We start from the raw sequence: 20,888 nt of genomic DNA, 5'->3' as shown, positions 1-20,888 counted from the left end.
TCGGAAGGAGGGGGGCTTCCCGGCTGGCCCTGTTGGTGCACTGCTAACGCTCCATGTGCCGGGAACGCGCAGCCCCCCCTTTTGACGGCCTTCGCGCCGCCCAGCCCAGCGAGCACACCCGCTGGCTGGCGGAGCCCGATGAGCCCGCGCTGCGCGAGCTGCTCCACGCGCGCTACGCCGGGAGCTACTCCTACCGCTTCCTCCATGAGCCTGGAGGGGCCTCGCGGCTCTGGAGGGCCGGCGCGCTGCTCAGCCTGGGTGAGTTCGACGCCCAGGGCACGCTCCTCTGGCACACGGGGCTGTGGTGCAAGCCGGGGCGGGACTCCCTGGATTCGGGGCTCTCCATGGCCCTGCCTGGCCGGCGCACCGCCATGGACCGCTCCGAGCACGAGCGGCTGTGGAGCCACCTCCTGGAGCTGCTCAAGGCGCGCGTGGGCTTCCTGCACCAGCAGACGTCCACGTTGCACCTCATGGCGCAGCGCTACGCGTCGCGCTTCATGCGGGCCGTGCCGGTGGGCCTCATCGTCGACTACACCGAGGGGGAGACGCTGGTGGGGGTGGAGGGCTCGGGCCTGCCGATGCAGGCGCTGGCGATGACGACGGTGCTCGCGCCGCTGCCTCCGCGCCGGCGCTTCCTGCCCGCGGGGCCGTGGGGGGAGTGGCTCGCGTCCATCCTCGCCGCCTCGGGCCTGCCGGGGACGGTGGAGCTGACGCCGCTGGAGCGCCGCCCTCGCGCCGGGGGCTTCGTGCTGCGCCCGCTCGACTGGAACGAGTCCCTGCGGCTCGAACGGCGGGAGCTGATGGGGCCTGCCGGGGAAGGGCAGGGGGCCACGGCGCTCCCGTCCTCGCGGGCGCGCGTGGACCTCGTCCACCTGTCCATGGGCGAGCCCCAGCGGGTGGCCGAGGCCACGCCCGTGCTCCTCGCGGCGGGCTACCTGCCGACGGGCCTCCGCCAGCGCCTGGACGCGCCCGACGACATCGTCTTCCAGCACCTGCCGGCGCCGGAGCGGGCGCGTGAGGCGGTGGGGCGGGCGCGGCTGGACGGCGAGGCGGCCCGGGCCCTGTGGAGCGGATGGGTGGAGCGATGCGCGCGAACTTCGTAGACACGCTCCTCGCGCGGCTGGACGGCGAGGTGGCCACCATCTGGGCCACGGTGTTGCTGCGCATCGACGCGCGGCCCGACGTGGCGCGGCTGCGCGGGGCCTTGCGCGCCCTGGTGCGCGAGAGCGAGCGCCTCAACGTGGCCTGGGACGACGCGCACGGTGCGTGGGTGCCCGCGCCGCGCACGGACGAGGCGGTGGACGCGGCCCTGCTGGAAGGCGCCGAGCCGCTGGACGAGCCCGAGGCGGTGACGCGGGTCATCAACACCCGGGTGGACCTCGCGAGGGACGTGCCGCTGCGGCTGCACCTCCACCCCCTGGCCGATGGCGCGCCGGGCCCGTGGCTGCTCGCCATCCAGCTCCACCACGCGATTGGGGACGCCAAGGCGCTCGCCCACCTGCTGGAGCGGCTCTGGCTGCACTGCGCGGGGCGCGCGTCGGAGTCGCCCCCGCTGGGCCCCTCGACGCTGACGGATGGCAAGGTGCTGCTCGCGGCGCTGCGCGGGCCGGGCCGGGTGCTGGGCCTCGCGAGCCCCCGCCGCCGGCTCCTCGCGCAGCGGGGCCTGGGCCTGCGCCGCAGTGGAGACACCGCGGGCCGCTCGTTGATGGCGACGGCGCGCCTGACACTCCCGGCTGGCCGCACGGACGTCCAGGCCTCGGAGGTCTTCTTCGCCGCGCTGCTGGCGGGCGTCGCGCTGCGCGAGCCCACGAAGGACGGGCTCATCCGCCTGCGGGTGCCGGTGGACCTGCGGCGCATGCTGGGGCTGGGGCGGATGCTGGGCAACGGCTGCTCGACGGTGCCGCTGGAGCTTCCCCTGCGGGAGGTCCGCGCCCGGCTGGAGGACGCGCCCGCCCTGGCGGCGCTGATGCGCGAGGCGCTGCGGCGCGTGCTCGACGAGGGCGTGCACTGGACGACGGCGCTGGAGTGCATGGCGGTGGCGCGGCTCGCCCCGGGGCCCGTGCTGCGGCGCAACGCGCGCCCCGGGCTGGTGGCCGAGCCCCGCACCAACACGCTGGTGGCGACCTACCTGGGGCAGCTCGACAAGCACTTCGTGGACGCGCCCTTCCGCATCCACTCCCTGCGCAGCCACACGGCCACCTGGGGCGCGACGGGCCTGGGCTTTGGCGACACGCTCAACATCAACACGGCGACGTTCGAGGGACTGTGGACCCGGGGCGAGCTGCGCGACTTCACCGATCAGCTCGCGGGCTGGGCGTCCTCGGGCTTCGGGCTTCCGGCGGAGGTGGTGGGACCATGAAGGGGCTTCGCGACGCGCCCGCGCTCTACCTGGGTTTCATCTCGCTGCACCTGCTGCTGGGGCACCTGGGCTCCAGCCTCGTCTACCGCCTGCGCTTCGGCCGCAGCCCGCTGGCCTACCGGAGCACCGGGGCCGACTCCGCCCACACGGGCCTCACGCGGCGGATCAGCGGCGCCTCGCTGGTGTGGGTCGGCTCGGTGGCGGCGGCGGCGCTCTGGCCGCGCTGGTCCGAGCGGCCCTGGGGACGGCCCCTGCTGGCCCTTCCGCCGGAGGTGGGCTGGGCGCTGGGCGTGCTCGGGCTGGTGGGCATGCTGGCGGCGCAGTACGGCATGGGCGCAAGGTTCCGCATCGGCGTGGACGCGGGGGAGGCCCCGCCCGTGCTGCACGAGAGAGGACTCCACCGCTACTCGCGCAACCCCATCTACGTCTTCTCCTACCTGTACCTCGTGGGCGCCTCGTTCTGGGCTCCGTCGCTGGTGACGCTCGGGGCGTGCGCGGTGCTGGGGGGGCTGTTCCACGGGCTGGTGCTCCAGGAGGAGCGCTACCTCTCCGCCCGCCTCGGCGAGGCCTACGCGCGCTACCGCCAGCGCGTCTCCCGCTACCTCTGAGGCCCCATGCAGCCCGCCCTCGCCCCCGTCTCCGCTTCACCCGCTGCCCCCGTCGGGCCAGGCCCCTCCCGCGACGAGCTGGTGGAGCTGCTGCGCATCCGCCCCGCGCGGGCTCTGGGCATGGCGGCCCTCCACCTGGGCGTGTGGGGGCTGGCCGGCGTGGGGCTCGCGCACGTCAGCGGCTTCTGGCTGAAGCTGCCCCTGTGGCTGCTGGCGGCCCAGGGCGTCATGGGGCTCATCCAGCTTGACCACGACGCGTGGCACGACACCCTCTTCCCGAGGCCCTGGCAGAACCGCCTCTTCGGCAACGGGCTCAGCCTGCTCGTGGGCATCGCCTACGAGCCGATGCGGCACGACCACCTCGCGCACCACCGCTGGAACCGCACCGAGAAGGACCCTGACGCCTACAACGCGGGCCGCCGCTCGCCCGGGCTGTGGGCACTCTTCTACGCCACCGTGCTGCTGGGCCTGCCGCTCAGCCTCGTCTACTTCAACGTCCTCTACCCGGTGCAGCACTTCGACGCCGCCCGCTTGCGCCGCCATGCGCTGGTGCTGCTCGGCTACGGGGCCTTCTACGCGCTGCTCTTCTGGCTCCTGGCGGGCCACGGGCTCCTCGGGGGCGCGGTGGAGTGCTGGCTGCTGCCGGTGCTCTTCGCCAGCCCCCTCAACGGGCTCAAGTCCATCTCCGACCACCACGCCAACGTCTGGCGCGGCGACCGCTTCCACACCGCGACGACGGTGCGCAGCACCCGGCTCGTCACCTTCCTGTGGAACGGCCTCAACCACCACCTGGACCACCACCTCTACCCGCGGGTGCCCGGCTACAACCTCGCGCGGCTGCACGCGCGCCTGCGCGCCGAGCTGCTCGCGCGCGGGGCCCCCGTCTTCGACAGCTACCTCCACGTCATGTGGCGGGCCCTCCTGGCCGGCCCCATGGTGGTGGAGGAGGACGTGCGACTCGTCACCCTGGAGCGAAAGCGCCCATGAACGCCCTGCGCCGGCTGTACGCGGACATCCGCTACGAGGACGGCCGCTGGCCGCTGTCCCGGTGGGACCTCAACCTGCGCTACATCACCAAGAGCCTCCTGCACCTGCCGGAGCCGCGCTCGGCCGAAACCGGGGAGCACTTCGCGCGAGTCGCCCGGCACCTCGCCTCGGGGAGCTGGCGGCACGCGGGCGCGCCGGAGCTCCGGCTGAGCGCCGTGGGCGACATGATGTGGATTCGCAGCGGCTTCCACCGCGCCCTCTCTCCCGGCGTCCGTGAGGTGATGGCGGGGGACGCGGTGGCCTTCGCCAACCTGGAGACGCCGGTGGACCCGGCGCGGCCCGTGCCCCGGCGCGTCTACGAGACGCTCCACTACAACGCCCCGCCGGACTACCTCGCGGCCTGGGAAGGCACGGCGCGCCACCGCGTCTTCTCCCTCTGCAACAACCACGCGCTCGACCAGGGCGCCGAAGGGCTGGAGCGGACCCGGGGGACGGTGCTGGCCTCCTCCCAGCACCGCTGCGTGGGAGGCCCCCGGCCGGAGGACGCGGTGGCCGCCCTGGAGGTGGACGGGGTGCGGATGGGCATCGCCGCCGTGACGTATGACATCAACCACCTCGTGGGGGCGCCGCCCGACGGGGTGCCGGTGACGCGGCTGGGCAGCCCTCTCCACGCGCCGGACTGGGAGCGGCTGGGCGCGCTCATCGACGCCGCTCGCGCGGTGGGGCCGGACCTGGTGGTGCTGATGCCGCACTGGGGCTTTGAGTACGAGTACTGGCCCGAGGCCCTCCAGCGCGAGCACGCCTGCCGGCTCATCGAGCGTGGGGCGGACCTCCTCCTGGGCTCCTCGCCGCATGTCCTCCAGCCGGTGGAGTGGGTGTCCATCGACGGCGCGGACGCCACCTGCCCCACGCAGGTGCGCCGGGGCGGGCCCGAGCGGATGGGGCTCATCGCGTACTCGCTGGGCAACTTCCTGAGCATCATGCCCACGCTGGCGTGCCAGACGGGGGCCGTGCTGAAGCTCGCGCTCGCCCGGGACGCGCGGGGCGTGCTCCAGCCGGTGGATTTGCGCGCGGTGCCCACCGCCTGTGGACGGGGACTCGGTGGGGAGGGGTTCCTCGACGCGGGCGTGGTGCGCCTGGACGAGCTGCCCCCCCAGCGGGCGGCGCCGCACCTCGCGCATGCCCGGCGGACGTTGGGCGCGCTGCTTTCGGACCGGAGGGACTGAGGATGTCGTCGATTGATGAGCAGTTGGAGGCGCTCGCCGTCGGGATGGCGCGGCAGGTCGCGAGCTGGCTGCCGGCGGTGACGCCAGAGCGCTACGTGGCGTTCCTCGACATGATGTACCACTACACGCGGCGCAGCGGAGACCGGCTGCGGCTCGCGGCCGAGCGCGCGACGCTCCCCGAGCTGAAGGCCTTTTTCGCGGAGCTGGCGGGGGACGAGCAGTCGCACTACCTGCTGGCCAAGGCGGACCTCGCGGCCTTCGGGCGCGAGCCCTCGTCCGACACGCCTCGCGAGGTGGCCGACTTCCACGCCTTCTGGGAGGGAATCGGGCCGGAGCGGCAGCTCGCCTTCCTGGGCGCGCTGCGCGTGCTGGAGGGCGTGGCGCGGCACCTGGGAGGCGAGGCCCGCCAGGGACTGGGGCGGCTCGGGCTGGAGCGGACGAAGGCGCGCTTCATCCTCGTCCACCTCGACGTGGACCTGGAGCACGGCGCGCGGGCCCAGGCGCTCTGCGCGGCGCTGGGGGCCGGGCACCCGGAGCCGCTGCTCGAAGGGGCCCGGCGGGCCGCCGACTTCTGGGTGGCCATCCACCGCGCGGCGCTGGCCGGCGAGTCGCGGCCCTGAGCGGGCGCCTCAGCGCAAAAAAACGCCCTGCTTCCAAGAGGTTGGCAAGCAGGGCGATGACCCCGACAGGAATCGAACCTGTGGCCTGCGGTTTAGGAAACCGCCGCTCTATCCAACTGAGCTACGGGGTCGAAAGGTCGCGGGCGTTATAGCAGGCGATCCGAGGCACGCAACGGGTCTGATGCCCCCCTGGCGCGCTCTGTCCACTCCTACGTCTCCTGCCGCTTCACGTCGAGCGGGGGCTGCTTGCACTGAACCGCCCCAGGGCCGGATGAGCGCTCGCCATCCGGCCAGGGAAGAGGCGGTAGCAGGACTCAGCAATTGAGGATGCAGATCTCGTAGCGATTGCGACAACCCTGCATACATGCCGAGCTGGTGGGGGAGCACTCAGAGATGCATTTGTTGCGTTGGTTCTGACACTTCTGCGGGCAGGTGACAGCGGCTGCGTGGGTGTCATTCATGCCGGGCGCTTCCTCGGCCTGCATCTCACTGGACGGTGCTGTGTCGAGGGGTTGCTCGGATTCCAAGGGCCCGCAGCCCGCCGCGAACATCAGACTGCCAAGCGCGACCAACCACTTCATACGGCTCATCATGGCGCTACCTCCGAGTGTGGAGTGGGTGAGCGGATGATAATTCCGAATTTTGAGTAAACCATTGGGGAAAAGGCGGAAAAGTGTGGATGGGTTTTGTTGGAGGCGGAAACGTTTGTTGGCGGTGTTTGGATTGCTGTTGTGTATGTGACGCCCCCCGCGGCAACGACGCATGGTGGGGCGACACGCCGTGCCTTCGCAGGTCCTCGGCTGGGGCGGGCCCGCGGCCGGGATCACGGCGGCGCCTTACGCGGCCACTCTTCAGGAGCACCTCCACGGAAGCCCGTGGGAGCCCCTCCTTGAGGTTCCGCGGCATCTTCGCCAATCCCTGGGTGTGCCCGCACCCCAGGCCGGCATGCCCTTGCACCAGAGGCCAGACCCGCAGGGCCACCCATATTGCTTGCCATTTATTGTGGGGCCTTGAAGAATGGCAATTACCTCAAACCGATCTTCCAAGGAAAGACACCCGATGAATAGACAAGCAACGCTCGCGGCCCTCGCAGTCCTCTGCCTCACGGCCTGTGGCGGCGCCATGGATGAGCAGACGGACCTGTCGGCCCAGAAGGCGGCCGTCCTCTCCTCGACGGATCCGTTGGTGGGGAAGTGGTGCCACGCGAGCTGGCCTGGCTGCTTCACCATTGACAGCAGTGGCTCCGGAATCATGTCGAACAACGGAGATGGCTGCTGGCGGACGAGTGATGTGAAGTTCTCGGGACTGACCCCGGGCTCCACTGCCGGGACCTACACTGGGACGCGCAACCACCGTGGGTCAGGAGTCTGCGCAAGTCCTGCGCCGTATCCTCTGCCGACTCCTACGACCATCACGATGACGGGGCCCGATTCCTTCACGGAAGTCTCCGGGAGCTTCACGGCGAGCTGGTTCCGCTCGCCCTGAGCCTCAACGGGGCCGGATGGGCTCTGGCCCATCCGGCCCCTGGGGGCAGGCCTATCTCGGCCCCCTGACTTCGTCTGAGAAATCAACGTCCACGTTGCGGGCGTCCCGCAGGCCGATGAAGCGGACTACAGCAAGAGAGTGGAGTCGCCATCGTCGCGCGGCCCCCGGCGGGTCGCCAGCGCTCGGCGCAGCATGGTTTCCGTCCATTCGAGTTCTTCTCGGGACAGCCCCGCCCCCATCCGCACGAAGCCCTTCTTGTGCTCGATGACGACGGTCAAGCTCCGGAAGAGCTTTTCCTCCGTCTCACGCAGGTCGATGTCCTCGATTTGCGACGCTGGGAGTCGTGTGGCTTCTCGCGGCTTCCCGCCCCCGGTGCGTGAATGCTCAATCCCCCGTGAGGACGCGGCGAGAGACCAACCCATATTGACCTCCCGAATGACACTCCACAAAAGGAGTCCTCCCAGGCAAAGGAAGACGGCGAGGGCCATCAGCGGCTCCGCGGAGGTGAGTTGTCGGAGGCCGTACGTGCGCACCCAGGCCAGCCCGAAGACGGTGGGCCCACCTACCGCGATGACAAGCGCGATGCCCGCCTTCACTACGAACAGGGGCCTCCAGCCGCAGCCTGGCAGCTGCAACACCAGACCCTGCGCACTCTGCCGGACCCGGATACGACTGCCTGGGGGGAGTGACGGTAGCGCCTGCTCGCGTTCAAGTGGCGCTGCTTCGAGACGGGCGTCCGCGGGGCGCGCATGTCCGCCGTCCACACTCAAATCAACGCCCAGGAAACGAGAGAGGGCTTGGGCGAGCTCCAGCGCCTCTTCCCGGTCGTTACTCCCCGACACCGCCACGGTTCGTGTCGGGGACTTCAACTCCACCGAGTAGAATCCCCAGTCGCTGGAGCCTCCCCCAGCCGCCTTGCCGCGGGGAAAGAGGGCCACGGACGTAAAAGACTCGAGCGGATGCGTGTTCGCGGAGAAGAACACGCCGACACCGGACCGCAGCTTCAAGAGCTGTGTTTCCTTGTTGAGCAGCACCTTCCAGTCGGACGTCAGTTGGTGGGCGGCCCACCCGCAGGCGAGGAGCGCCATGGCCCATGCCTGCCATGCGTTCCAGAGGGAGGGCACGAGGAGAGCAACGACGGGGAAGGAGAGGGCCGCGACCAGCGCAACCCTGCACGCCTCTCTCACGAAGCGAGGTACGTCATGCTCAATGGTCAGGTGAGGGCCGAAAGCAGCCCACCGATGGGATCCGCATCGCATCTGGACGAGGCTAGGCGAGGGAGGCTCGCTGGGAGAAGGACAGGTTCCTTCGATGAGAGCCCACGGGCGGCTCCCTGCGGCGCTTCCACGGGGTGATGCTGGTGCACTCCCGGAGCTGGGCCGGGCCGGTGTACTTCAACGTCAGTAGCCGGTGCCGCCGCAGTGATTGTTCATGCCGTCCTCGGTGCCGTACGGGATGCCGTCCTCGCAGATCTGGCGGCTGGGCGCGTAGATGTCCTGCCAGATCATGCCTCCGGGGGAGGGGACCAGGGTGAAGGCGGAGCCGGCGAAGTTTGACGTCCAGAAGCCCATGACGTCAGGGCTGCCCTGCACGGTCTCGAGCAACTCGGAGATGTTCCTGCGCGTGTAATGCATGGCGGGGTTCCTTGAGAAGAGGGGAGGCGGCGAAGGTCGAAATCCTAGGAAGCGGCGGGGAAGGGAGCAATCCGGGGGGCTGGAGCTGGCTTCGGATGGATGCGGCAGCGCCACCTCCGGTATTCTCCGCGCCCTCCGTAATGCCCGCCCATGCCCCCCTTGTGCGGCTCGTGCTGCTCACGCAGCGCCACGCCGAAGACCTTCAGCGACTGGTCAGCGACCCGGAGGTCGCGTTTCCCGCGGGCCTCCCGATGCCAGCGCCGGAGAACTTCGGCAGCCACTTCATCGAGGTCCGCTCGCGGGCCCACCGGGCCGGGACAGCCCATTCGTTCGCGGTCCACCCGGAGGACTCCGAACAACTGCTGGGCGTGTGCAGCCTGTTCCATGTCGAGGCGTCACGGCGCCACGCCGAGCTCGCCTTCTTCATCGACCGCGCTTGGTGGAGCCGGGGCTACGGACGGGCGGCGGTCGAGGAGGCCGTGCGCCGGGCCTTTGAGGGCCTGGAGCTGAGCAGGCTGTACGCTCGCTGTCAGCACGACAATGAGCGGGCGCTCCGACTCCTGAAGGGCCGCGGCTTCCGGCCCACCCTGGATTGCGATCTTCCTCTCGGGAACGGGCGAAGGGAAGCAGCGACGATGCTCTGCCTGGACCGCGACCACCGCGCGGCGGAGCCGACACTAGGAACGAGGTGAGACATGGAAGAGGCATGGGGCGAGGACGTCGTTTCGAAGCAGTCGTTCCGGGCGCAGCTTTCAGGATCATCCGCCAGGCCGCCGAGGACGAGGACCTCTGCACCAACACACTGCTGGGAACCCTGGTGGACCTCTGGCTGACGGACATCATGGATGGCAACAGCCTGGACCAGATGGAGTGGTGGGCCGAGCTGGAGTCCTGGGGCACCCGGAGAGATGCGCGCCGCCAGATCGCGAGCGACTTCGTGCGCGACCTGCTCCGCATCTTCGAGCTCAAGCTCGAGGAGCACGACACCGATTCGTTCCTGTCCCGGATGCTGGCGCAGTTCGAAGAGGACTCGGACCTGCGGTTCCGGGCGATCGAGGGCTACTACCGGTTCATCCAGGACGTCCAGCACACCATCTGGGCCCAACTGCCGGTGACGTGCGTCATTGGAGGACACGCCAGCGGCGACATGTTCGGCATCGGGGCCAGCGCGCTCCTCAAGCGGAACATGAACGTCGTCGTCCACTTCAAGGACGACAAGCCGGAGCAGGACCACAGCGCGGGGATGTACAGCTTCTTCAGCGAGCTGCTGGGCAGGGAGCGGGTCCGGCTCGCCGAGACCGCCAGGGGATGCTTCGACCGGACGGCCTTCAGCAACAGCGGCTATGAGCTCATGAGGAGCCAGCGGCTCTTCTGCTGGCTCGCGCCCTACAACATGGGCACCTACTTCCTGAGCGACCGGTTCCAGAAGGAAGGAGGAACGAACAGCTCCGAATCGGACAACCGCGACACCATCCGCCGGGGGTTTGCCGTCGAGAAGCTCCGCAAGCAGGGCGCCATCCTCGACTTCCTGCACCGCCGGGTGGGCTCGCTCGACTCCCTGAAGAAGCGCAGGGTGCTGATCCTCTGGAGCCGCTTCACCGGGAAGAAGGGGGAGTACCACCCCGAGCACGACACGAGCTTCAAGGGAATGGCGCAGATGGCGTGGCTGGCCGCGGAGCTGGGCTTTTGCGTCATCATCGCGGGCGACAAACCCATCCTGCATGAAGGCGTCAAGGACACGTTCAGCCGCAAGTATCAATACGGTGATATCTGCCGCAGCCTGGAGTCCTACTACGGGGAGCCGCGCTGCTTCGACCTGACCGAGTTCTGGACGGAGCCTGCCTGGAAGGAGCTCTCCGGCGGGAAGCGCGTGGCGCAATACCAGCTCTACGAGCTGCTTCATCGCGTGTGCGACGTCCGGCACCTGGGGATGCGGAGCGGAAACATGGAGGCGCTGGCGTTGCTCGGCTACTTCGTGCGGTACATGGAGGAGGACCGCAGCTACGGCGGCGAGCGCATGGTGGCCTGGCACGAGACCGGCATCGGCTATGAGCGCATCCTCCTCATCGAGCCGCCGACGCGCGTGGGGAAGTACATCCATTACGACCGGAAGCTGAAGGTGGGCGTCAGCCAGGCCTCCATGCCTCCCTACATCACGGCCCGCAACAACGGCTTCCCCAATACGGCCTCACGCAACAAACCCAGGTTCTCCGAACAGCTCCAGCAATTCCAGGCCCGGCAAACCGAAACCTTCAACAGCATGCACGCCATGGATTCGAGAAGGGCCACCTTCCAGTTGGATACGCAGCAAGAGCTCACGAGGCTCACGCAGGAGCTGAAGGAGAAAATGACCAAGCCGTCCGATGTCTCGAAATACGAGAGCGGCTTCACTCCCGAGGACCTGCTTCAAATCTGCGAGTTCCTTTGCCTGACGAACCCGCGCGCCGAGCACCCGCTGGAGGAGCCGCCCACGCCCAACCCGGTGGAAGGCTGGCTGGCCAAGCTGAACCTCCGGCAGTACAAGATCCTGAGCGCCATCAGGACCCTGCTCCAGCGCAAGTAGCGTCCCCCTCATCACGCCGTGGCATGGATTCCACCGGACAAGCCCAGTCACCCCAGCGGGTGGCTGGGCTTGTCCTTGCCTCGTTACGGAACCCGCTCACTCCGCACTGACCTTCGCGCCCTCCCAGCGCTGGCCGGAGCTGTAGTTGAGCGGGATCCACCGGTAGCCCTTGCCCTCCGCACTCAGCCGGCCCAGACCCGGAAAGGGCATGTGCGCCAGGCCGATCAGATCGCCGCGCTTCGCCGCTTCCGTGAACGCACGCGCCCTCTGTGCCGCGGCTGCGCGCTCATCGACGTCGTAGGAGACCGTCACCGAAGGCTCGCGCAACTGCACCGAGCCGAAGTGCATCAGGTCGCCCCCCAGGAGCAACCGCGCTCCACGGCTCTCCACGACGTAGCCGCTGTGCCCCGGCGTATGTCCCGGGGTGGGGATGGCCCGGATGCCTGGAACGATGGCGTCCCCATCTCCGAACGTCTTCAGCTTCCCCGCGTCCTGGTACGGCCCCACCATCGCCCGTGCCTCCTCGAAGAACTTCGGGTCCACCGCTCCCTTCGCCCGGTCATCGCGACCCAGCCAGAAGCCCACCTCTCGCGCGTGCGCCCGGAGGATGGCGTTGGGGAACGCCCGGCTCGTCTTGGACATGAGCCCACCCGAATGGTCGGAATGGATGTGCGTCAGCAACACCACGTCAATCTGCTCAGGGCGGTAGCCCGCCGCCTGGAGGCTTTGCTGGAGCTGGCCTCCCACGCCAGGGCCGAAGAAGCTCCCCACGCCCGTCTCCACGAGCACCAACGTGGTGCCGGTGTTGATGAGGAAGGCGTTGATGGACAACTCGACCGGATCCTCCAGGTGGTCGCGCGAGAGCAGCTCCTTCACCCGCCCTGGCGTCGTGCCCGTCGCCACCTCTCTCACGGTCTGGGGAACGGTGCCGTCGGACAGCGCGGTGACCTCGAAGTCGCCGAGCATCATCCGATGGAACCCGGGGGCCTGGGTCCGGACCTGGGGCGCGGCGGCGTGGACGGCGGACGGAAGCAGGGGAGCACCACTCAGCACCAGCAGGGTGAGGGCGCGAGAGACAGCGAGGAAGGCACCGCGAGCAAGGGGAGTTGTCATGCGCGATGAGATACGCCCCGCCTCCGCTGGGATAAACGGGAGCACTTCGCACACTGCGTTTCACCGCTGAAACAATCCGGAGCGGGAGGTGGAAGATGGACACGTTCACGGCGATGGAAGCCTTCGTCCGCGTGGTGGAGACCGGCACCTTCACCAAGGCAGCCGACGCGTTGGGCCGCCCGAAGGCGGCGGTGACCCGGCTGATCCAACAGCTGGAGGCGCACCTGCGCGTGAAGCTGCTGCACCGCACCACGCGCCGCGTGACGGTCACCCCGGAAGGCATGACCTACTACCAGCAGGCCCTGCGCCTGTTGGGCGAGGTGCGGGAACTCGAAGCCACGCTGTCCCAGTCACGGCGCGGTCCCCGGGGGCGCCTGCGGGTGGAGTCGAGTGGGACGATCTCCCGGCTGCTGCTCATCCCCGCGCTGCCGTCGTTCTACGCGCGCTACCCCCAGATTCACATCGAGCTGGGCGTGAGCGATCGCGTCGTGGACCTCCTCGCGGACAACGTCGACTGCGCCATTCGCGGAGGACCGGTGAAGGACGAGTCCCTGGTGGCACGACACCTGGGCGACCTCTGCTATTGGCTGTGCGCATCCCCCCGCTACCTGGAGCGCCACGGCGCGCCCCTCCACCCGCAGGAGCTGGCGGGCCCGGTGCACGCGGTGGTCAGCTACTTCTCGTCGCTGAGCGGCAAGGAGCTTCCCCTCGTCTTCGTTCGCGAGGGCGAGCGGCTGGAGGTCCAGGGTCGAAGCCTGCTCACGCTCAACGAAACCAATGCGTACCTGGCCGCGGGACTCGCCGGCCTGGGCGTCATGTTCGCTCCGCGTTTCGTGTTGGAGCCATACCTCGCGTCAGGAGAGCTGGTGCGGGTGCTGGACGGCTGGCGGCCCGAACCCCGGCCCCTCTTCCTGGTCTACCCACCTACACGTCAGCTGGGCGCCGGAGCGCGGGTCTTCATCGACTGGTTGACGGAGCTGTTCGCGAGCCGGCCCAACCTGTGGCGCGATGAGGGAGGTGCCTAGGACGTGTCCGCAAATAGTTCGAGTGGAGCCGGGTGTTAGGAGGGCATGAGCCGAGGAGAGCTGACGGACGCCCAATGGGAGCGGCTGGCAGGACTGCTGCCGCCCCAGAAACCCGCGCGGGGCCGACCGAACAAGGACCACCGCGAAGTGCTCGACGGAATCCTCTGGGTGCTGCGCACCGGAGCGCCCTGGCGCGACGTGCCTCGGGAGCAGTTCGGCAGTTGGAAGACGCTCAGCAGCCGATTCTACCGCTGGCAGGAGGCAGGCATCTGGGCGCGGGTGCTGCGGCAGTTGCAGGCCGAAGCGCACGAGGATGAGCACCTGGACTGGACGCTGCACTTCCTGGACGCCAGCGTCATCCGCGCCCACCAGCACGCAGCCGGCGCACGCGGCACGCCGGTAAAAGGGGGGAGGCTGAAGCGCTGGGTCGCAGCCAGGGAGGCTTCTCGACCAAGCTGCATGTCCGGGCGGAGGGCCAGGGGCGGCCGCTCGTCTTCGAGCTGACGGCAGGCCAACGCCATGAGACGCAGGCCTTCAAGGCGCTGATGGCGGGTGGCAGCGTGCCGCGCGCGCACTCACCGGGGGCGCCACGCCGCTTGCCCGACGCCCTCGCGGCGGACAAAGGCTACAGCTACCCCAGCCTCCGCGCCTGGTGCCGCGAACATGGGGTGCACGCCATCATCCCCACTCGCTCGGACCAGCCCCGGCAGCGCACCTTCCGGCGCGCGGCCTACCGCAAACGCTGCCGGGTGGAGTGTCTCTTCAATCGCTTGAAGCAGAACCGGCGGGTGGCGACGCGCTATGAGAAGCGCGCCGCCAACTACCTGGCGATGGTCCATATCGCCTCCATCCGCCTCTGGCTCTAATTTGCGGACACGCCCTAGGGGGTGTCCCTAATTATCTGAAGAAAGGTGCTGGAGGCCGAGCGGCCGCCAGCCCCGTGGGCAGGGTTGAGCTTGCAGGGAAAGGAAGAGCTGAGCACCCCTGGTGAGTGCACCGACATGAGCTGACGGACGAGCAGTGGAAGCAGCTTGAGCCACTCATCCCTGCCCGACGAGGGCCGCGCACCAAGAAAGGTGACCGGCAGTTCGTCAATGCAGTGCTCTGGCGGGTGAAGACGGGCGCACCCTGGCGTGACTTGCCAGAGCGTTACGGGCCCTGGAAGACGGTCTACAACCGCTTCGGGCGCTGGGCGACCCGAGGAGTATGGGAGGGGCTCTTCAAGGCGCTGCAGTTGCAAGTGGATGATGTCGGCTCGCTGCTGGACGCCACCATCATCCGGGCGCATCAGGACGCCTCAGGCGCAAAAGGGGGGGCCGATGCAATGCTCTGGGCCGTTCTCGAGGAGGCTTTTCTTCCAAGGTCCACGCCCTGTGCACCACCCAGGGCCAACCGCTCGAAGTGACGCTGACGCCTGGGCAGCGCGGCGACGTCACTGAAGCCGAGCACCTCATTCAGTATGCGCACGGCAAGGCGCTCATCGCCGACGCCGGCTATGACGCCGACCACCTCGTGCAGGCCGTCCGGGAGCGCGGAATGAGGCCCGTCATCGCGATGAATCCAACGCGCAAGCACCACCGGCGCCGCAACAGTCGCGCCCTCTACCGGCTGCGCATCCAGGTGGAGTGCATGTTCCACCGCCTCAAGCGCTTCCGCGCCGTGGCCACCCGCTACGAGAAGACCGCCACCAACTACCTGGCGGTCCTCCACCTGGCCTGCATGATGCTTTGGCTTAATTAGGGACACCCCCTAGGGCGCGCTCATGGGGGCTGAGTAGTGCACCGGCGGTGACTCGCCTGGGAAGGTGGGGATCCGGTCGAGGAACTGCTCGTCCACGAAGCACCAGGCCCAGTTCTCTCCAGGCTCGAAGGATTTGATGACCGGATGGGCGCTGGCGTGGAAGTGCTGGGTCGCGTGGCGTGACGGCGAGTCGTCGCAGCAGCCCACGTGCCCACAGGTCAGGCACATCCGGAGATGGACCCAGTCCCCTCCGTCCTTCAGGCACTCCATGCATCCGTGGCCGCTGGGGTGGACGGGAGCCGTCCGGTGGTGCTGGGTGTCTTCCAGGTGGGGACATGCCTTCTTCATGGCTCGCGCTCCGTGTTGGGGCCTCCGACCGATGGCCTCATGGTGTCGAACATGGGGATGTGAGGGGGGCTGTCGCAACGCGCGTGGCGGCGGAGGCCAGGCAGGCATGCAGCTGCGCCACCACGGCCGCACCCTCTCCAATCGCCGCGCCCACCCGCTTGACGGAGTCCGAGCGCGCATCGCCGATGGCGAACACTCCTGGCAGGCTCGTCTCGAAGCCCAACGGCGCCCGCCCGGCGGCCTCCCAGGCTTCCGCCTGGAGCGGCTCCTCTCCGAGCACCGCGCCCGTGCACACGAATCCCTTCGCGTCCAGTGCCACACCGCAGCCCGTGAGCCACTCCGTGGCCGGATCCGCCCCGATGAAGAGGAAGAGGTGACGCACGTCGTCCGCTTCCTCCCGCCCGCTGGGTCGGTGCCGCCAGCGCACGCGCCGCAGGCCGCGCTCGTCCGAGCCCGCCAGCTCCACCACCTCCGTCTCCATCACCAGCTCGATGCGAGGGGACGCGGCCAGGCGCTCGACGAGGTAGCTGGACATGCTCGCCGCGAGCTCCCGGCCACGCACGAGCACGCGGACCCGACGCGCGTGGCCCGCGAGGAACACGGCCGCCTGGCCCGCGGAGTTGCCACCGCCGACGAGCATGACCTCCTCGTCGGCGCACATGCGCGCCTCGATGGGGCTGGCCCAGTAGAAGACCCCACGGCCCTCGAACTGGCCGAGGTTCGCGAGCGCGGGACGGCGGTAGCGCGCGCCACTGGCAACCACCACGGTCCGCGTGCGCACCTTGCGCCCGTCGGTCAGAGCGAGCGTGAGCGGCGCGCCAGGGGCGGCGCAGCGCAGGGAGGCGACCTCTGCTGGGATGGCCATCTCCACGCCGAACTTCTGCGCCTGCACGTAGGCGCGCGCGGTGAGCGCCTGGCCGGTGATGCCCGTGGGGAACCCCAGATAGTTCTCGATGCGCGCGCTCGCGCCCGCCTGCCCTCCGAAGGCCCGCTGATCCAGGACGAGCACTCGCAGCCCCTCGGAGGCCGCGTACACGGCGGTGGCGAGCCCCGCGGGCCCCGCGCCCACCACGGCGACGTCATAGTGCGTCTCGAAGGCCCCCTCCGGCAGCAGGCCGAGCGCTCGGGCAAGGGTGCTCTCGGAGGGATTCTTCAGGACCGAGCCATCCGGACACACCACGAGCGGGAGTTCCTCCGCGTGTGGCGAGTAGCGCTCGAACAGCGAAGCCGCCTCCGCGCCCCGCGCCGGGTCCATCGCGAGATACGGGTGGCCATTGCGCGAGAGGAAGCCCTCCAGACGAACCCTGCCCGCGCCCTCGGGAGGGCCCACCAGGACGGGCCCTCCGGCGCCTGTCTCGAGCAGGCCCACGCGGCGCAAGATGAGGGCGCGCATGATGCGCTCGCCGAGGTCCGCCTCCGCCACGAGCAGCGCACGCAGCCGGTGCGGGGGAATGACCAGCGCCTCCACTTCCCCTACCGCGTGAGCGTCGACAAGCGAGGGGCGTCCGGAGAGCTGGGCCACTTCACCGAGGAACTGGCCCGGGCCCTCCTCCACGATGGGAATCGAGTGTCCCAGGCCATCGCGCCGGGAGAGGGCCACTCGGCCCTGGGCGAGCACGAGCATCCCAGGGCTCGGTTGCCCGGCCGCGAAGAGGCACTCCCCATCACGAAAGTGCCGGACCTCACCGAAGCGCTGCATGCGCTCGATGTCCCGGGCGTCCAGGACGGGGAACATCTGGGGACGGCGCGACTCGAGGTTCGGAGGCAAGGGAGGGGGAGGCATGACCGTGCTCAATGCATGGGCACGGGACGCGCGGGCGACAGCGCACGGGCAGGGTGCTCCACCGGCCGCCTGCCGTGCCCGTGTCAAAACGGAGGCAGGGGCAGGAGGTCTCGGTGCACCCATTCCCGTGACACGTGCCTGCGGACAGACTGCGCGCTTTCGACGCTCGTTCACCCTTCGAGGACGCAGGCCATGTGTGCATTCTGTGATCTGGGGATCTGCCACGACCCGGCGCATCGAAGTGGAGCGCTGATCGGTGAGTGGGTTCGCGACACGTGTCGTTTCTGCTCGCTCGGCATCTGCGCGGAGCACGGTCCCCAGGGGCCGAGCGTGGGTGAGACTCCCGTTCGGCTGTTCGATATCCGGAGGTCCCGCCCGTCCGCGAGCCTCACGCCCGCGCCCTTGTTGGAGGTCCCTCGAGGCCTCTTCGCCATGCCCCGTGCTTCGACCACCGGGCAGGTGCACCTGCATCCCAGTCAGGCCCAGGAGGCGCTGATCATCTCGGGGATCCTCGGCTCCCCGATGGGGACGACGCACGCCATCCCGAAGAACATCCATCGTTTCTGGACCGGCGGACCCATGAGTCCCGCGGTGGTCGAAGAGCTGATCGCCGATGGGATCCGGGCGAAGCGGGCGGGCTGGACGTGTCACCTCTGGTATTCCGACGAGGTCGAGCGGGTGCTGGACTCGCACCTCGAAGGGGCGATCGCGAAGACGAAGGGCGTCTTCATCTTCTCCAAGCGCCCTCAAGCGCCCCAGGACAAGCGGCCCCTGCGCGCCACCCAACGGCGCAGGCTGGAGCAGGCGGGCTTTCGGGTCCTCGCCATCGAGCGGCTCGACAGCGGTGGCTGGTTGACGGAGCTGGCGAGCCGGGCCGGCAAATCCGCGCTGGCTGGCATCTGGGATGACGTCAAATACTTCTCGGACCTGGCGCGACTGCTCTATCTCTACTTCGTCGGGGGCATCCACATGGATGTCGACATCTCGCTGGGCGACATGGACCTGACGCAGCAGTATTTCCACAACGACCCGGCCGGACAGGTCCCGCTCATGGGCAGCCTGCTGCGTGACCAGCGCGACGCGTTGATTCCGAAGCTCCGCTACCTCAAGCGGATCCGTCAGCAGAGCGTGCTCACGCAAGAGGAGTACGACGAGTACAGGGATGCGCTGAGGGCGGCGGTGACCAAGGGCGTGAACGCCGCGGGCATGTTGAACGCGTTGATCGCCTCGCGCGGTGGCACCACCCACCTCAAGGACGCCATCGCCGAGTACCGACGGCGCACCGACGGCACCGGGGACTTCATCACGGGAATGGGGCTCGCCCCCATCCTGCTCCTCGGAAGCGCAAGGGCGGGCAACCTGGACCAGGCCCTGAAGTGGACCGTCCCGCCGTACCTCGTGCGCCTGGATCCGGACACCGAGGAAAGCAACCTCTGATGGATCACGCCACCCAAGGCCATCGTGGCCCCGCCGCGCGTGAAGCCGCCGCCCCCCGCGCCAGGTAGGATAGGGTTCGACGCGTCGTGCTACCCAGGGTTCTCTTCCCATGACCTTCGCTTCACTTGGCCTGTCGGACGCGCTCGTCCGCGCCGTGGCCGAACTTGGATACGACGAACCCACGCCGGTGCAGCGCGCGGCCATCCCCGTGGTGCTGCGCGGCGGCGACGTCCAGGCTTCGGCGAAGACGGGCTCGGGGAAGACCGCGGCGTTCCTGCTGCCCCTCCTGGAGGCCTTGCGCGCCCGGCCGGGTGGGACGGTCCGGCCGGTGCGGGCCTTCATCCTGGTCCCCACGCGGGAGCTCGCCGCCCAGATCGTCGACTCCCTCCAGCGGTATGGCCGTCACCTGAAGAAGCCGCTGAAGACCTGCCTCGCGGTCGGCGGCGTCTCCGCGAACCCGCAGATGCTGGCGCTCCGGGGCGGCGCGGACGTCGTCGTGGCCACACCGGGCCGCGCGCTGGACCTCGTGGATCAGAACGCGCTCCGGCTGGGGGAGGTGGAGACGCTGGTGCTCGACGAGGCCGACCGGCTGTTTTCCCTGGGCTTCGCTGACGAGCTCAACCGCCTGCTCACGCTCCTGCCCGCGCGCCGCCAGAACCTGCTGTTCTCCGCCACGTTCCCGCCCGCCGTGCGTACGTTCGCGGAGCGACTGCTGCACGAGCCCACGCGCATCGACGTCGATGACGGCGAGTTGCCCTCCGCGGACCTCATCCTCCAGCGGGCCATCCAGGTGGATGCGCCCCGGCGCACGATGCTCCTGCGGCAGTTGCTGGAAACCCACGCGTGGTCCCACGTCCTCACGTTCGTCGCCAGCCGCTACGCGGCGGACCATGTCGCGCTGAAGCTCAACCGCGCCGGCATCCCCGCGACGTCGCTGCACGGAGACCTCAGTCAGGGGGCGCGCACGCAGGCGCTCGCGGACTTCAAGGCGAAGCGGGTGCGAGTCCTCGTCGCCACCGACGTCGCCGCGCGCGGCCTGGACATCGCGGGCCTGCCCGCGGTCGTGAACTACGACCTGCCGCGTTCGACCGTGGACTACGTGCACCGCATCGGCCGCACGGGGCGTGCGGGCGACCAGGGCGTGGCGATCAGCTTCGTCAGCGCGGACACCGAAGCCCACTTCCGCCTCATCGAGAAGCGCAACAACCTGTCCGTCGCGCGAGAGCAGGTGGCGGGCTTTGAGCCGACGCAGACGGCCGTGTCCGCCGCACCGCCGCTGGATCCGAACGGCGGCGTGAAGGGCCGGCGCAAGAGCAAGAAGGACAAGTTGCGCGAAGCCGCCGCCGCCGTCCCTCCCCCGAAGCGCAAGCCGTAGCGCCCTTCATTTCCGCGAACGCGGTGAATGGGCCGGGGGGCTTGGGGCTGTCAGCTGCTGAAGGCAAAGGCCCTGATGAGGGGGCTTCAGCGACATCCCGCGCTATCCGAGCGCCGCCTTTCCGTCCGGCTTTCGCTGGAACCGGTAGAGCACGAAGCCCACCGCGAGCGCGATGGCCCCGGCGACGAGGTTCTCTCGCTCCGCACTCAGCGCGAAGACGACGCACAGTGCTGCGGCGGCGAGGGGAATCACGGGCCCACCCGGGATGCGGAACGCGTTCGGGGGCGCCTGGAGCTTGCGGCGCAGCACGGGCACCGCCAGGGCCGTGCCGAAGTACGTGGCGAGCCGGGCCACCACGGAGAGCGTGGCGAGCACCTCGAACGAGCCGGAGAACGCCAGGGGCAGGGCGATGGCCGTCTGCGTGAGGATGGCGACCGTCGGCGTGCGGTAGCGCGGATGGAGCGTGGCGAGCGCGGCGGGGCCAAAGCCGTCCTGGGCCAGCGCGTACAGGTAGCGCGGCCCGGCGAGCACGGTGTTGCTGTTGGTCCCCAGGATGGACAGCACCCCGCCCACGGTCATGAGGAG

Annotated in this window: 17 protein-coding genes, 1 tRNA gene and 2 pseudogenes; 13 read left to right on the top strand and 7 right to left on the bottom strand. The window is 69.4% G+C overall.

Features of this window, described 5'->3' with window-relative positions; genetic code table 11:
* Window positions 1-53: 53 nt before the first annotated feature.
* From D7Y11_RS09485 to D7Y11_RS09460, 6 genes are read left to right on the top strand one after another with little or no spacing between them, the layout of a single operon-like run.
* Window positions 54-1,103: a hypothetical protein gene (locus D7Y11_RS09485; RefSeq protein WP_126933526.1), complete on the top strand. Its 1,050-nt coding sequence runs from the start codon at window positions 54-56 to the stop codon at window positions 1,101-1,103.
* Window positions 1,085-2,359 carry a hypothetical protein gene (locus tag D7Y11_RS09480; RefSeq protein ID WP_120581674.1) on the top strand — a complete coding sequence of 425 codons (1,275 nt, stop codon included), beginning with the start codon at window positions 1,085-1,087 and terminating at the stop codon, window positions 2,357-2,359. Before D7Y11_RS09485 ends, D7Y11_RS09480 begins: the two co-directional genes overlap by 19 nt.
* Window positions 2,356-2,967: an isoprenylcysteine carboxylmethyltransferase family protein gene (locus D7Y11_RS09475; protein WP_120581675.1), complete on the top strand. Its 612-nt coding sequence runs from the start codon at window positions 2,356-2,358 to the stop codon at window positions 2,965-2,967. The genes D7Y11_RS09480 and D7Y11_RS09475 overlap by 4 nt, the downstream gene beginning before the upstream one ends.
* Window positions 2,968-2,973: 6 nt before the next feature.
* Window positions 2,974-3,954 (top strand): fatty acid desaturase, encoded by a 981-nt coding sequence (locus D7Y11_RS09470; RefSeq protein WP_126933525.1) that lies wholly within the window; start codon window positions 2,974-2,976, stop codon window positions 3,952-3,954.
* Window positions 3,951-5,180, top strand: a complete 1,230-nt coding sequence (locus D7Y11_RS09465; protein WP_120581258.1) for a CapA family protein — start codon at window positions 3,951-3,953, stop codon at window positions 5,178-5,180. Before D7Y11_RS09470 ends, D7Y11_RS09465 begins: the two co-directional genes overlap by 4 nt.
* Window positions 5,181-5,182: 2 nt before the next feature.
* On the top strand, window positions 5,183-5,800 hold the full coding sequence (locus D7Y11_RS09460) for an iron-containing redox enzyme family protein (RefSeq protein ID WP_120581257.1): 618 nt from the start codon (window positions 5,183-5,185) through the stop codon (window positions 5,798-5,800).
* Between the two features lie 57 nt (window positions 5,801-5,857).
* Here the strand turns inward: D7Y11_RS09460 and D7Y11_RS09455 are convergent.
* The 3 genes from D7Y11_RS09455 to D7Y11_RS09440 all read right to left on the bottom strand — a co-directional run bounded on the left by D7Y11_RS09455 (window position 5,858) and on the right by D7Y11_RS09440 (window position 8,919).
* Window positions 5,858-5,931: transfer RNA gene (locus D7Y11_RS09455), tRNA-Arg, on the bottom strand.
* Between the two features lie 1,479 nt (window positions 5,932-7,410).
* The gene (locus D7Y11_RS09445) at window positions 7,411-8,373 is read right to left on the bottom strand and encodes a hypothetical protein (RefSeq protein WP_126933523.1); all 963 of its coding nucleotides are present in this window, start codon (window positions 8,371-8,373) and stop codon (window positions 7,411-7,413) included.
* A gap of 312 nt (window positions 8,374-8,685) precedes the next feature.
* Window positions 8,686-8,919, bottom strand: a complete 234-nt coding sequence (locus D7Y11_RS09440) for a hypothetical protein (RefSeq protein WP_121755783.1) — start codon at window positions 8,917-8,919, stop codon at window positions 8,686-8,688.
* Between the two features lie 170 nt (window positions 8,920-9,089).
* On the opposite strand from D7Y11_RS09440, the gene D7Y11_RS09435 reads away from it, so the two are divergent.
* Entirely contained in the window at window positions 9,090-9,611 is a 522-nt protein-coding gene (locus D7Y11_RS09435) for a GNAT family N-acetyltransferase (protein WP_158629194.1), read from the top strand.
* Between the two features lie 14 nt (window positions 9,612-9,625).
* On the top strand, window positions 9,626-11,482 hold the full coding sequence (locus D7Y11_RS09430) for a hypothetical protein (RefSeq protein WP_121755785.1): 1,857 nt from the start codon (window positions 9,626-9,628) through the stop codon (window positions 11,480-11,482).
* 96 nt (window positions 11,483-11,578) lie between these two features.
* On the opposite strand, the gene D7Y11_RS09425 is transcribed toward D7Y11_RS09430, so the two are convergent.
* A complete protein-coding gene (locus D7Y11_RS09425; protein ID WP_217276247.1) occupies window positions 11,579-12,595 on the bottom strand; it encodes an MBL fold metallo-hydrolase in 1,017 nt (338 codons plus the stop codon).
* A gap of 95 nt (window positions 12,596-12,690) precedes the next feature.
* Between D7Y11_RS09425 and D7Y11_RS09420 the strand changes: the two genes are divergently transcribed.
* The 3 genes and pseudogenes from D7Y11_RS09420 to D7Y11_RS45320 all read left to right on the top strand — a co-directional run.
* Window positions 12,691-13,620 (top strand): LysR family transcriptional regulator, encoded by a 930-nt coding sequence (locus tag D7Y11_RS09420; protein WP_121755786.1) that lies wholly within the window; start codon window positions 12,691-12,693, stop codon window positions 13,618-13,620.
* A gap of 45 nt (window positions 13,621-13,665) precedes the next feature.
* Window positions 13,666-14,486 (top strand): annotated as a pseudogene (locus tag D7Y11_RS09415) (IS5 family transposase).
* Window positions 14,487-14,638: 152 nt separating this feature from the next.
* Window positions 14,639-15,360: pseudogene (locus D7Y11_RS45320) on the top strand (IS5 family transposase); the annotation flags it as partial.
* Window positions 15,361-15,369: 9 nt separating this feature from the next.
* On the opposite strand, the gene D7Y11_RS09400 reads toward D7Y11_RS45320, so the two are convergent.
* Both D7Y11_RS09400 and D7Y11_RS45150 read right to left on the bottom strand, forming a co-directional pair.
* A complete protein-coding gene (locus D7Y11_RS09400) occupies window positions 15,370-15,708 on the bottom strand; it encodes a UBP-type zinc finger domain-containing protein (protein ID WP_121753603.1) in 339 nt (112 codons plus the stop codon).
* 37 nt (window positions 15,709-15,745) lie between these two features.
* The gene (locus D7Y11_RS45150; RefSeq protein WP_121753602.1) at window positions 15,746-17,491 is read right to left on the bottom strand and encodes an FAD-dependent oxidoreductase; all 1,746 of its coding nucleotides are present in this window, start codon (window positions 17,489-17,491) and stop codon (window positions 15,746-15,748) included.
* 432 nt (window positions 17,492-17,923) lie between these two features.
* On the opposite strand from D7Y11_RS45150, the gene D7Y11_RS09390 reads away from it, so the two are divergent.
* Together D7Y11_RS09390 and D7Y11_RS09385 are read left to right on the top strand one after the other, a co-directional pair.
* The gene (locus D7Y11_RS09390; protein WP_120581378.1) at window positions 17,924-18,928 is read left to right on the top strand and encodes a hypothetical protein; all 1,005 of its coding nucleotides are present in this window, start codon (window positions 17,924-17,926) and stop codon (window positions 18,926-18,928) included.
* Window positions 18,929-19,037: 109 nt separating this feature from the next.
* A complete protein-coding gene (locus D7Y11_RS09385) occupies window positions 19,038-20,303 on the top strand; it encodes a DEAD/DEAH box helicase (RefSeq protein ID WP_126933522.1) in 1,266 nt (421 codons plus the stop codon).
* Between the two features lie 102 nt (window positions 20,304-20,405).
* Here D7Y11_RS09385 and D7Y11_RS09380 read toward each other — a convergent pair.
* Window positions 20,406-20,888 (bottom strand): APC family permease (locus D7Y11_RS09380; RefSeq protein ID WP_120581380.1); only part of this gene is annotated, 483 nt, incomplete at its 5' end.

The organism is Corallococcus sp. AB018 (assembly GCF_003986945.1).
GTDB lineage: Bacteria > Myxococcota > Myxococcia > Myxococcales > Myxococcaceae > Corallococcus > Corallococcus exiguus.
Note: the sequence above shows the minus strand (reverse complement) of the source record. Positions and strands in the feature narration are given on the sequence as shown.

Coding starts and splice junctions, on each gene's coding strand:
- D7Y11_RS09425 (WP_217276247.1), bottom strand. CDS start 12,595: ATGACAACTCCCCTTGCTCGCGGTGCCTTCCTCGCTGTCTCTCGCGCC.
- D7Y11_RS09480 (WP_120581674.1), top strand. CDS start 1,085: ATGCGCGCGAACTTCGTAGACACGCTCCTCGCGCGGCTGGACGGCGAG.
- D7Y11_RS09420 (WP_121755786.1), top strand. CDS start 12,691: ATGGACACGTTCACGGCGATGGAAGCCTTCGTCCGCGTGGTGGAGACC.
- D7Y11_RS09385 (WP_126933522.1), top strand. CDS start 19,038: ATGACCTTCGCTTCACTTGGCCTGTCGGACGCGCTCGTCCGCGCCGTG.
- D7Y11_RS45150 (WP_121753602.1), bottom strand. CDS start 17,491: ATGCCTCCCCCTCCCTTGCCTCCGAACCTCGAGTCGCGCCGTCCCCAG.
- D7Y11_RS09430 (WP_121755785.1), top strand. CDS start 9,626: ATGGGGCGAGGACGTCGTTTCGAAGCAGTCGTTCCGGGCGCAGCTTTC.
- D7Y11_RS09475 (WP_120581675.1), top strand. CDS start 2,356: ATGAAGGGGCTTCGCGACGCGCCCGCGCTCTACCTGGGTTTCATCTCG.
- D7Y11_RS09465 (WP_120581258.1), top strand. CDS start 3,951: ATGAACGCCCTGCGCCGGCTGTACGCGGACATCCGCTACGAGGACGGC.
- D7Y11_RS09470 (WP_126933525.1), top strand. CDS start 2,974: ATGCAGCCCGCCCTCGCCCCCGTCTCCGCTTCACCCGCTGCCCCCGTC.
- D7Y11_RS09460 (WP_120581257.1), top strand. CDS start 5,183: ATGTCGTCGATTGATGAGCAGTTGGAGGCGCTCGCCGTCGGGATGGCG.
- D7Y11_RS09485 (WP_126933526.1), top strand. CDS start 54: ATGTGCCGGGAACGCGCAGCCCCCCCTTTTGACGGCCTTCGCGCCGCC.
- D7Y11_RS09440 (WP_121755783.1), bottom strand. CDS start 8,919: ATGCATTACACGCGCAGGAACATCTCCGAGTTGCTCGAGACCGTGCAG.
- D7Y11_RS09445 (WP_126933523.1), bottom strand. CDS start 8,373: ATGGCGCTCCTCGCCTGCGGGTGGGCCGCCCACCAACTGACGTCCGAC.
- D7Y11_RS09400 (WP_121753603.1), bottom strand. CDS start 15,708: ATGAAGAAGGCATGTCCCCACCTGGAAGACACCCAGCACCACCGGACG.
- D7Y11_RS09390 (WP_120581378.1), top strand. CDS start 17,924: ATGCCCCGTGCTTCGACCACCGGGCAGGTGCACCTGCATCCCAGTCAG.